The sequence below is a fragment of the Poseidonibacter lekithochrous genome, from assembly GCF_013283835.1.
Taxonomy (GTDB): domain Bacteria; phylum Campylobacterota; class Campylobacteria; order Campylobacterales; family Arcobacteraceae; genus Poseidonibacter; species Poseidonibacter lekithochrous.
In genome coordinates, this window is record NZ_CP054052.1 from 2,186,137 (window position 1) to 2,197,780 (window position 11,644).

At 28.2% G+C, this 11,644-nt stretch carries 12 protein-coding genes and 1 tRNA gene; 7 read left to right on the top strand and 6 right to left on the bottom strand.

Annotation, left to right across the window (positions count from 1 at the left end; all coding sequences use genetic code 11):
* Positions 1-25: 25 nt before the first annotated feature.
* The gene (locus ALEK_RS10335) at positions 26-307 is read left to right on the top strand and encodes a c-type cytochrome (protein ID WP_071625240.1); all 282 of its coding nucleotides are present in this window, start codon (positions 26-28) and stop codon (positions 305-307) included.
* A gap of 27 nt (positions 308-334) precedes the next feature.
* On the opposite strand, the gene ALEK_RS10340 is transcribed toward ALEK_RS10335, so the two are convergent.
* On the bottom strand, positions 335-1,183 hold the full coding sequence (locus ALEK_RS10340; RefSeq protein WP_071625239.1) for a GGDEF domain-containing protein: 849 nt from the start codon (positions 1,181-1,183) through the stop codon (positions 335-337).
* 161 nt (positions 1,184-1,344) lie between these two features.
* Between ALEK_RS10340 and ALEK_RS10345 the strand changes: the two genes are divergently transcribed.
* Entirely contained in the window at positions 1,345-2,505 is a 1,161-nt protein-coding gene (locus ALEK_RS10345) for a TsoY family (seleno)protein (protein ID WP_071625238.1), read from the top strand.
* An 11-nt stretch (positions 2,506-2,516) separates the two neighbouring features.
* On the opposite strand, the gene ALEK_RS10350 is transcribed toward ALEK_RS10345, so the two are convergent.
* Entirely contained in the window at positions 2,517-3,191 is a 675-nt protein-coding gene (locus ALEK_RS10350; RefSeq protein WP_071625237.1) for a CPBP family intramembrane glutamic endopeptidase, read from the bottom strand.
* Positions 3,192-3,288: 97 nt separating this feature from the next.
* On the opposite strand from ALEK_RS10350, the gene ALEK_RS10355 reads away from it, so the two are divergent.
* A complete protein-coding gene (locus ALEK_RS10355; RefSeq protein ID WP_071625236.1) occupies positions 3,289-4,566 on the top strand; it encodes a C40 family peptidase in 1,278 nt (425 codons plus the stop codon).
* A gap of 9 nt (positions 4,567-4,575) precedes the next feature.
* Entirely contained in the window at positions 4,576-5,427 is an 852-nt protein-coding gene (locus ALEK_RS10360; protein WP_071625235.1) for an aminotransferase class IV, read from the top strand.
* Here ALEK_RS10360 and ALEK_RS10365 read toward each other — a convergent pair.
* The 4 genes from ALEK_RS10365 to rsmH are packed head-to-tail and all read right to left on the bottom strand — an operon-like array spanning position 5,424 to position 10,411.
* Positions 5,424-6,176 carry a hypothetical protein gene (locus tag ALEK_RS10365; RefSeq protein WP_071625234.1) on the bottom strand — a complete coding sequence of 251 codons (753 nt, stop codon included), beginning with the start codon at positions 6,174-6,176 and terminating at the stop codon, positions 5,424-5,426. The two genes, ALEK_RS10360 and ALEK_RS10365, sit on opposite strands and share 4 nt — an antisense overlap.
* Positions 6,176-9,265, bottom strand: a complete 3,090-nt coding sequence (locus ALEK_RS10370; protein ID WP_071625233.1) for an efflux RND transporter permease subunit — start codon at positions 9,263-9,265, stop codon at positions 6,176-6,178. The genes ALEK_RS10365 and ALEK_RS10370 overlap by 1 nt, the downstream gene beginning before the upstream one ends.
* On the bottom strand, positions 9,262-9,516 hold the full coding sequence (locus tag ALEK_RS10375) for a hypothetical protein (protein WP_071625232.1): 255 nt from the start codon (positions 9,514-9,516) through the stop codon (positions 9,262-9,264). The genes ALEK_RS10370 and ALEK_RS10375 overlap by 4 nt, the downstream gene beginning before the upstream one ends.
* Complete coding sequence (rsmH, locus tag ALEK_RS10380) at positions 9,509-10,411, bottom strand: 16S rRNA (cytosine(1402)-N(4))-methyltransferase RsmH (RefSeq protein ID WP_071625231.1); 903 nt, start codon at positions 10,409-10,411, stop codon at positions 9,509-9,511. The genes ALEK_RS10375 and rsmH overlap by 8 nt, the downstream gene beginning before the upstream one ends.
* A 61-nt stretch (positions 10,412-10,472) precedes the next feature.
* On the opposite strand from rsmH, the gene ALEK_RS10385 reads away from it, so the two are divergent.
* The 3 genes from ALEK_RS10385 to ALEK_RS10395 all read left to right on the top strand — a co-directional run bounded on the left by ALEK_RS10385 (position 10,473) and on the right by ALEK_RS10395 (position 11,612).
* Positions 10,473-11,051, top strand: coding sequence for a class II aldolase and adducin N-terminal domain-containing protein (locus ALEK_RS10385; protein WP_071625230.1), 579 nt, complete (start codon positions 10,473-10,475; stop codon positions 11,049-11,051).
* Positions 11,052-11,173: 122 nt separating this feature from the next.
* Positions 11,174-11,452: an HU family DNA-binding protein gene (locus ALEK_RS10390; protein ID WP_071625229.1), complete on the top strand. Its 279-nt coding sequence runs from the start codon at positions 11,174-11,176 to the stop codon at positions 11,450-11,452.
* 74 nt (positions 11,453-11,526) lie between these two features.
* A tRNA-Leu gene (locus ALEK_RS10395) sits at positions 11,527-11,612 on the top strand.
* The last annotated feature ends 32 nt before the right edge of the window (positions 11,613-11,644 follow it).

Genomic DNA, 11,644 nt, shown 5'->3' on the forward strand with positions numbered 1-11,644 from the left:
AAAAAACAATGTAGAAGGATTTAATATGAAAAAACTAGTAATCGCAGCATCTTTATTAACTGCAGCATGTGTAGCATTCGCTAACCCATACGCTAAGTGTGCAGGTTGTCACGGAGCAAATGGTGAGAAAGTAGCATTAGGAAAATCTAAAGTAATTAAAGATATGTCTAAAGCTGATTTCATTGGTGCATTAAAAGGTTATAAAGATGGTTCTTACGGTGGACCAATGAAAGGTTTAATGAAAGGTCAAGTAGCTTCATTATCTGACGCTGACATCGAAGCAATCGCTAACCAAATCGTTAAGTAATTGTTCTTATGGTAACTAGGCTTCGGTCTAGTTATTATATAGAATCTCTATTCTATCTCGGCCATTAGCTTTGGCTTTATAAACACCCTCATCCGCTTTTTGAAGTAACTTATCTTTATCATTATAATTTTTATAAAAAGAAACACCCATACTAACACTAATTGAAATATCTTTGTTTGAATGATGTACTCTTTGAGATTTAATATCTTTTTGTAAATCATTTAATTTTGATTCAAGCATCAAAGATGGTAGAAAACATAAAATCACAAACTCTTCTCCACCATAACGATACACTTCACCATTTAAATAATAAGCATGTGTTCGAAGTTTTTCACCTAAATATTGTAATACTCTATCTCCAGCATCATGTCCATAGTTATCATTGATACCTTTAAATCTATCAGCATCAATAAAAACAGCACATAGTAAAGAAGCATTGTTTTGTTTTACATACTTTTCTAAATCTTCTTCCATCTTTTTTCGATTATAAACACCTGTTAAATAATCTCTAGTCATTCTATCTTCTAGTAGTTGTTTCTCTTTTAGTAGTTGTTCAATTAGATTATCTTTATAATCCTCACCCATAGTTGTATTCTTCTGTTCTAAGACTTTGCCAAGGCTAAACTCGAATCTATCAAAAGAGCTTGAATAAGCTACTTTATTACACTCTATGACTAACTGTGGTTTATCATCTCCCAAACCATTTGTAATTCTTAATTGCTCAAACTGTTTAATACCATAAGAGAGTTTATCATCAATTATTTTAGGTTCTAGTAGTTCTTTTTTCCAGTAACGATTATTTTCCTTTGTAAGGATTAGTGTTTTTTTTAATAATATATCTTCAAATAACTCTTTATTTACGGAAATTTTGTACATCACTACTCTTTTAAATTAATTATGAAACTATATCTATTCTAGACTTAGTTGTTAATATAAACAAAAGTTCTGATTATCTACATAAGTAAAACTTATTTAATATTCATAAGCATTTAATATAATTTAAAGTAATATAAAAGAAATAACTATAAGGATTTTCAATGATTTTAAGAGAAAAATTCACACCAATGTGTTTTTTATCAGCATTAGGTGCAGGAGGACTATCTGTATCATTTTTTATGTATTTAATGTTTCTAGTACCACACAAAGGAAGTCCAATGGCTACTTTTGATTTTATATATCCAGAACTATTAAAAGGAACATGGTTATCAGCTATTATTGTAATTTCACTTTTATTTATAATATTATTCGCAACACTACACTTCAAACTATTAATTTGGAATATAAAACAATTTAACTTATATAAAAAATCAGATTCATATAAAATATTAAAAGAATCAAATACTGAGATAACACTAATTACTCTACCTCTTACTTTTGCAATGACAATAAATGTAGCTTTTGTTTTAGGGGCAGTTTTTATTCCAAAACTTTGGAGTATTGTTGAGTATTTATTTCCTTTTGCATTAATAGGATTTTTACTTTGTGCGATTTATGCTTTAAAAATATTTTTCAATTACTTTTCAAGAATACTAATAAGTGGAGATGTTGATTGTACAAAAAACAATAACTTATCTCAAATGATTTCTATATTTGCCTTTTCTATGATAGCAGTTGGTTTTGCAGCTCCTGGAGCTATGAGCCATAATATCTCTATTAATGCTATTGGTATATTTGGGGCTTTATTTTTCACTTCCCTTGCACTGATATTACTTGTAATCAAAATTACTCTTGGTTTTAAAAATATGTTTGAACATGGAATTTCAATGGAAGCAGCACCATCACTTTGGATAATTATTCCTATTCTTACACTACTTGGTATTACAGCAGTTAGAGTATCTTTTGGATTAGATCATAATTTTGATGCAACACTAGCAAAATCATCACTATTTACTTTAACATCAGTTGTATTATCTCTTCAAATTATATTTGGAATACTAGGATATCAAATAATGAAAAAAATTGGATACTTTGAAGAGTTCATTCATAGTGAAAAAAGATCTCCTGTATCTTTTGCTTTAATATGTCCAGGAGTTGCTTTAATGGTATTTGGAATGTTTTTCATAAACTTTGGACTTACATATAATGAAGTAATTACAAAATACTCTCTTGCATACTTTGTATTAATGCTTCCATTTATGTTTATTCAATATAGAACAGTTTTATATTTCTTCAAACTAAAAAGAAAATTCAGCTTCTAAGAAAAAGATCTTTAAAATTTAAAGGTCTGCTCTATTGTAGATACAGTTCCTGTATAAAAAAACTCCCCTAAACCAATAGTAAATAACATACATCCATACAGCGAGTGAGCAATAAAAAGTAAAGTTAATGAGTGTGTTTTCATATACAACTTTGCAAACAAATATCCACCACCAATTGTGAGTATTACAGCAATCCAATTATGAAAAATTATATGCATAAAGCCAAACAAAAAAGCATTTATTAATATCATTTGTTCTTTATTTTTAAACAAAGATTTGTATCGGTGAAAGAAAAAAGCTCTATATACTAACTCTTGTGGATAAACAGAAAGTAAGGGATACAAAACAATAACAGCAAACCAAAGAATAATATTACTTTTAATCAAAGAGAAAAACATATCCGGAATAAAAAAGAACATAAGCAAGGCAATAAAAAGTGAAATTCCAAAGAATTGAAATAAAACTGATTTTATATTTGAATTTACAGCTTCATTTCTTAATAGATTTTTTCTATTGAACTTTTCATCTTTTAATAAAATATATACACACCAAGCACAAACAAGCCACAAGAAAGGCAAAACAGGAGTTGGTACAATAATATATAATACTAATGGAAATAAAATAAAAAGAGCAATAAACTCAAATACTAAGAATGTTTTACTTTTAAAAATTCTAATAATAGGCATATTTCTCCAATATAAAATAAAAATGTAGAATATTATATTTTAAGTTGTTTACAATTGAATTTCAATTAGGATAGAATATACAAAAAAAGGAGTATTCTTGAGAAATAATAAACTTTTTATATATTTAACTATTCTAATAATATCTCTATTTTTTAATGCTTGTACTTCTAGTATATCTAACATTACTATTAAAGATAAAAAGCTATCAGATTTAAATTATAGAGCTAATGATAATTTTATGAATCAAAAAAAAGAAGCTTCAAAGTTTCTAGATAAATACTTCAGACCTTGGAATCAAGAAGAGATAATTTCGAGTATGGATGATGCTACTTGGGGATTTAAATACAGATTAAAAGACATTTATTTAGAAAACCATAATAAAGCTTCTCAGTCATGGTTTTCAAAACAAATAGATAATTCAAACTTCCAGAAATATAATCAAGTATTAAAAAAAGCAATTTCAATAAGAAATACTAATGTTAGAGTTTTTCCTACAAAATCTGTAATGTTCTTAGATCCAAATAAACAAGGAGAGGGTTTTCCTTTTGATTATAATCAAAACTCCTTACTTAAAATAAATAGCCCTATTCTAATATCTCACTTTTCAAAAGATAAAGCATGGGCATATATGCAAGCTTCGAGTTTTGCAGGATGGGTGAGTATTAATGATATTGCATTTGTAAATGATGATTTTATAAAAGAGTTTCAAACTAACTCTTATGAAATAGCAATAAAAGAGAAGTTTGCTTTATATGATAGAATTTTTAGAGAGTTTATAAAAGTTGGTACTTTATTTCCTAAAAAAGATGGGAAATATTTAATAGCAAGAGCAGATTATAATCAAAATGCTCTAATATCAGAAGTATCAATAAAAAAAGAGAATATCAGTAAATTCCCAATAGAGTTTAATACAGAAAATAGAATCAAAATCGCCAAAACATTAATGAATGAACCTTATGGTTGGGGTGGATTGATGAATAATAGAGATTGTTCTAGTTTTACAAGGGATTTTTTTGCACCCTTTGGAAAGTACCTAAAACGAAACTCTAAAGCTCAAACAGATAATGGAAAAGTCTATGATATTTCAAAACTATCAAACAAAGAAAAGCAAGAGTACATAAAAGAAAATGCAATTGCTTTTTCTACTTTAATTTATCTAAAAGGTCATATTATGCTTTATGTTGGTGTTAAAGATAATGAACCACTTGTAATGCACAATATCTGGAGTATAAGACTTAAAAACAATGAAGGTAAAGAGTATAGACACATAATAGGGAAAACCTCTATAACTACTCTAGAACCAGCAAGAGAGCAAAAAGATTTTAATCCCAAAAAAAGTCTCTTATCAAAAATTCAAGCTATAGTAATTTTATAAAGGAAAAACATGATTGTATACGTAAATGAGAAATATTTAGATGAAAATGAAGCTTTAATAAATGTCAATGATAGAGGATATTTATTAGCAGATGGAGCTTATGAAGGTTTTAGAATCTATAATGGAAAAATATTCAAACTACAAGAACATAAAAAAAGATTTCAAAGAAGTCTTAATGAATTGAAAATTTCATATCAAATAGAGAATGAGATAGAAGAGATTTATACTAAACTTTTTGAAGATAATTCATATACTAAAGACCATGAACTTTTCTTTTATATGCAAATTACAAGAGGAGTAGCTCCAAGAGATCATGCTTTTCCTAAGAATACTCCAAAAGCAGGTGTTTACGCATTTTTGACTGAAAAGAAAATAAACCATGTAGCTTATAATAATGGAATTAGAGTATGTACAGTTCCTGATAATAGATGGGCTAGATGCGATATAAAATGTATCTCTTTAGTTGCAAACTGCTTGGCAAAACAAAATGCCATTGATAATGGTTTTGCTGATGGTTTATTTGTCCATGATGGAGTAATAACAGAAGGAACTGCAACTAATGTATGTTTTATTAAAAATGGAGTTTTATACACACATGGAGCAACTAATAGAATCCTAAGAGGGGTTACGAGAAACTTTGTATTAGATTTATGTAAAGAGAATAATATCAAAGTTGTAGAGTTCCCAATAACAGTTGATAAACTAAAATCAATAGATGAAGCATTCTTAACGGGAACTACAGGAGAAATAACACCAATTACACATGTAGATAATATTACTATTGGAAATGGTCAAGTAGGACTTATAACTAAAAAACTGCAAGCATCTTATAAAGAGTATTTAAATAAATACTTCTATTAAAAAACTTGCCAATGAATACTAAAAGAGCTTTCAAACTCTTTTAGTTTCTCTTTTAAAAACTCATATATTGTCTCATCACTACAAACAAAAAAATAAACTCTAGGAGAGTATGGTTTATGTTTTATTGCTAAGACATTTTTATATTTATCTTCTAGTTTTTCTTTTAATAACTCTACTTGTTTATCATGAGCCATTGTTCTATTTAGATGATGATAGATTATTAGACATTTAGTATTATTGTATAAACACTCTATCTCATCAGCAAAGATATATTTGCCTGCTTTAGTTTTTGTCTTAAAAGTATCAAAACTTTGAATAGAAATATCTTTTGTTTCATCTATTTTTATTAGTTTTGTTGCAATTCCATTATCTGGATCAACTGCTATAAAATCACTATTTTTACTAAACTCTTCTGCTTTTTGTAACCATGATTTTCTATAATCTAAATCATCTTTATTGTTTTCATTTACTAAAGAGTCAAAGTATTTAGTGTTACTTAATAGGTTTGAATTTTCTAAAGCTTTTACATTTCTATTTATTTGAGATATTTTTTTGAACTTTTCTTCAAGCTCTTTATCCATACCTTTTACTTTTTCAAAATAGTTAATATATAAACCATCATTATTATGAGATTCATCTGGATACATATACCAAATTTGAGATAGATTATAAGAAGTATTTAAAAAGATATAACGAAGTAGATGAAATTTTCCAAAATCACCTACATCAGCAGAATATCTATCCTGCACTAAGAAGCTTTCCTAAGGTAGATTAATCTATAAATCATTGGAACATAATATAAGTTAAGAACTGTTGCCCATAAAATACCAAAACCTAAAGAAATAGCCATAGGTTGTAAAATCAATGATTGCCCAGAAGCAAAGAATATAAGTGAGCTAAGTCCTAATATTGTAGTAGCTGATGTTAAAAGAATTGGTCTTAATCTCATTTTTGCATAAGACTCTAACTCTTTTATATCTTTTGCTTTTTTAATAAAGTCCATCATAATAATTCCATCATTTACAATAACCCCAGCAAGTCCAACCATACCAATCATACTTGGCATTGTAAGATTAATATCCATTACAATATGTCCGATTAAAACACCTAAAATAGATAAAGGAATAGTACTTATAATAATCAGAGGTTTTACAAGAGAATCAAACATCCATACTAAAGCCATAAAGATTAGAATAATAGCAATTAATGCAGCCTCACCCATCTCTTTTTGTACTTTCTCATTCTCTTGTTGTTCACCTTTAATATCTAATGTAACAACTTTATTTAGTCTATCTATTTCATCCCCTAATTGAGCAAATACTTCAGCAGAAGTAACATCACTTAAAGAAGCAGTTACACTAATGATTTGTTCATTATTCTCTTTGAATATTTGTGAATAAGCAGGTACTTTAATAAAATCAACTACATTTGTAAGTAATACTTTTTCATTATTAGTAGTTGTTACTTCAAAAGTATCTAGACTTGAAAGTACATCTTTTGATTTACTTTTGAAAATAACATCAACAATACCTTCATCATCAAACATTTTAGAATATGTACCTTTGAAGTAAAAAGGTCTTAATTCATTTAGAATACTCTCTTCACTTATTCCTAACTCATCCCCATAAGAATTAACTTTGAATTTCAACTCATAGTTTCCAGTAAGAGCATCATCAGCAATATTTGAAACCCCTTTGATTTTAGAAAGAGTTTCTTTTAGTTCTGCCGTTGATTTTAATACCTTATCATTTTTACCTGATAATGCAATCTCAAAATCATTTTTAACAATTCCAGCTTGTGGAACAAAGATTTTTAATTCATCATAATTACCTGAGTTTACTTCTTCTTTTAGAATTACTTTTAACTCTTCTTCCATTTCTTGAGCACTTGAAATTCTAAGCATATTTGAATCATCATATTTTGGTGATAAATATGGATTTATATATACTTCAAATAAATTGATAGGAGCTCTTTCATTTAGGTTTACAAAAATATGAAAATAAAACTCTTCATGATGGGGTTGATTCTTACCATCTAGTTTCATTCCTGTAACTGATGTTACAGAAGATACTGTATCTTTAAAATCCACACTACTTAATATTTGTTTCTCTATTTTTAATACAGCTTGTTCTGTTTGTTCAATCTTTTTACCAACTCCAACTGAACCTGTAATATATATTTGAGTTGAATCAAAAGATGGCATAAACTCAAACTTTTGTGTTTTGAATATCATTACAGTTGCAATAAGAATACTTCCTACCATTAAAGCAACACTTAGGTATTTACCTCTTAATAAAAAGTCTAGAACATTAGAATATAACTTATAATTAAAATCCCATACTTTATGAGATTTTCTCTCTCCATGACTTACTTTTAATAACTCTTTTGCATGTAAAGGCAAGAAGAAAAATGCTTCAACAAGTGAACTTATTAATAAAATAGTAATCATAATAGGAAGAATTTGCATAAATCGCCCTACTTCACCAGTCATTAAAAGTATTGGTAAAAATGCAAAAACAGTTGTAGCCGTTGCAGTTAAAACAGCAGGGAACATTTCCAATGCTCCATCTCTAGCTGCGGTGAACTTATCTTTCCCCATTTCTAGATGACGATAGATATTTTCTCCAACAACAATGGCTTCATCTACAAGCATCCCAAGGGCTATTAAAGCACCCAAGAGGGAAAGCATATTTAAACTATAACCTAAGTAATCAGCAAAAATAAGACCAATCATAAATGAAGTAGGAATACCAATAGCAATAACAATTGCAATTCTTATATTAATAAAGAAAAATAGTGCAATAAATAGTAAAATAAGCCCAAATAAGATATTAGATACAACTGTATTAAGTCTGTTTTTAATCCAAATAGATGTATCTATATATGTATCAAACTGAAGGTTTTCATATCTTTTCTCAAAGCCTTTTGTAATCTCTTTTATTTGTTTTACAAGCTCAATTGCATCACCTTCAAAACCTTTATTGATACTAACGGCAATATTTTCTTTTGAATTATAATGGGAGATATTGGCAACATCTCCTAGGGTAAACTTCACATCAGCTATATCTTTTAAATAGAGTTTAACTCCATTTATTTTAAGAATAGTATTTTTGATTTTATTAATATCTTTTTCACCATTATATGTAGATAAGTAGTAGTGTCTAGCCTTATCTTTAATAACACCAATAGGAAAAATAGAACTAATAGATTGAACAGCTTTTATAACTAGGTTTTTTTCTAAACCATAAGCATTAATTTTTTCATCATTAAAAGTAACTAGAAGTTCTTTATCACTCTTCCCAAGAACTGTAACTTCTGATAGATCTTTTAATTGCATGATTTTTGATTTTACTTTTTTTGCAATCTCTATTAAAGACTCTTTTGAATCACTTCCATCTTTTGAATAAACAGCAACAGTAATTAATGGAAAAGCATGTTTCATTGTTTTTACTATTGGTTCATCCATATCTGAAGGAAGATTTGTTTGAATTTTTGAAACAATATCTTTAATATCGTTTACATTATCTTCTGGTCGCTCTCCATCTTTTAAATCAACACGTATTGAGAAAAAACCATTTTTAATTGTTGAAGATATTTTATCAGCAGCACTTAGACCTAGAAGTTCATCTTCTATATCTGTAACAGCTATTTTATCAAGTAATTCAGAACTAGCCCCAGAGTATGAGCCACTAATAGAGACGGCATCTAATGCCGAAGGAGGAAAAATCTCCTTTGGTATTTTGAAATAAGAAAAAATCGCAAGTAAAAAAATGAAAAGTAATAATAAGTGGTTTAGTATTGGTTTCCGTAATGAAAACTCAATTAGGCTTTTTATCATTTTTCTACTTTCATTGGATTAAATAATAAGGAATCAATAATTTGATTTTTAAACTTCATATCTTCTAATTGTTGAGATAAGAATCTATTCTCTTCTTGCAGTGAAATATAATGTGCATAAAGTTTATTAACATCTTTACTTACATAATAAATATTACTTCTCAAATAAATTTTTGGAAAGTAAACTAAAATTGCAAAAAATAAAATAGAAAATACTATTATCAACGAATTGAATTTATTCAGTTTAATCAAATTTGAATATCCTTAATTTTGAACTTCTACTTCTAGGGTTTTGTTTTATCTCTTCTTTTGTAGGAATTATTGGTTTTCTAGTAATAACTTTTCCTAAAGAGTGATCATTTCCACATTCACATCTAAATACCCCAGGAGGGCAAATACAAGATTTAGTCCATTTTTTGAAATAGTTTTTTACAATTCTATCTTCAAGTGAGTGGAAAGAGATAATAGCAACAATACAATTTCTAGGTTTTGAAGCCTCAATTGAATCAAATAATCTCTCTAAAACTCCTAATTCATCATTAACTTCAATTCTAATACCTTGAAAAGGTAAAGTAGCTGGATGAATTTTTCCTTTTGACATTTTCTTTGATAAAAATGTAGATAATTCTTTTGCCGAGGAGAATGGTCTGTTATTTACAATAATTGATGCAACTTTTTTATACTCTCTAACTTCTCCATACTCTTTGAAAACTCTTTCAAGTTCACTTTGCGAATAAGTATTTACAACAACAGAAGCATCAAGGCTTGCATCTTGGTTCATTCTCATATCAAGAGTTTCACTCTCAAATCCGAAACCTCTCTCTAATTTATCTAATTGTAAAGAAGAAACACCAATATCAGCCAAGATACCTTTGATTTCATAATCTTTAAATTTTTCAAAAACGTGTTCAAAATTTCCTTTATTGAAAGTAACTCTATCTGAGTATTTTTCTAATCTTTTACCTGAAAATGCCAAAGCTTCATCGTCTTGGTCATTACATATTAAATTAATATTTTCATATTTTTCAAGTAGTCCGTTACTATGTCCACCGAATCCAGTAGTACAATCTATTATATAACCCTCATTTATATCCGCGAAAGCTTCTAGTGTTTCTTGGAATAAAACAGGTATATGAGGTATATGCATTAAAACAGTCCTTATTAAAATTAATATATAATATCCAAAAACATATTTAAGGCTTTTTAAAATGGTTGATAAAAAAACTGTTAAACAACTTGGAGATTTATCTCTAACTATGTTCAGAAAAAACTTTTTTGGTATCTACCATGGTGCTATCTCTGCAAAACTGGATCAAGAAAACTTTTTAATTAACACTAGTGATGCGATTTTTGATGAAATGTGTGAAAACTCTTTTTGTGAATTAAATCTTAATAGACAAGATTATAGATGGAATATTGCAAGTATTGAATCTCATATTCATGCAACAATATATACAAATATACATGAAGCAAAATATATTGCTTTTGGAATGCCTATTTATACAACAGCATATACATTTGATCACGATAGAATTATATTTGATGATTTCTTTGGAAAAACAGAATTTGGAGATATTCCAATTTATGATCCGGGTGATTTTTCTACATGGTATAGAAGAAATGCTCTTGAAATAACAAAGTATCTAAAAGAGTCAAATAATAATGTGATGGTAATCAAAGGTGTAGGAACTTATGCTTATCATAGAGACTTAAATGAATTAGTTAAGAAAATCGCCATTTTAGAGAACTCGGTGAGGCTTTTAAGTATAAAAACATCTTTTGATTAGAAAAGTACTGATTTAATCTAACTTTTCTGTTATTTATTTGTTTAAAAGCCCTAGTTTTAGCTATTCTAAAGCTTAAATACTATAAAGTTTACGTAATTTAATTTAAAACAAGGAGTTCTTCTATGAACAAAGCAGAATTTATCGACGCGGTAGCTACAAAAGCTGGTTTATCTAAAAAAGATGCAAAAGGTGCAGTTGACGCTGTATTAGATACGGTTACTGAAACTTTAGTAAAAAGAGAATCTGTAAGCTTCATCGGGTTTGGGACATTCACGACTGCTGACAGAGCTGAAAGAACTGCAAAAGTTCCAGGAACTGACAAAACTGTTATTGTACCTGCTACTACTGTTGCAAAATTCAAAGTTGGTAAAGCTTTAAAAGAAGCTGTAGCAGCTAAATAATTTTATTAAATTATTTAATAAACCTTGGGAAAGGACTTATTTTCGGATAAGTCCTTTTTTAATGTCTAAGAAAAGCCGCTATGGTGGAATGGTAGACACGAGGGATTCAAAATCCCTTGACAGCAATGTCGTGTCGGTTCAAGTCCGACTAGCGGTACCACTACTAAAAACCCTCAAGTAAGGGTTTTATTA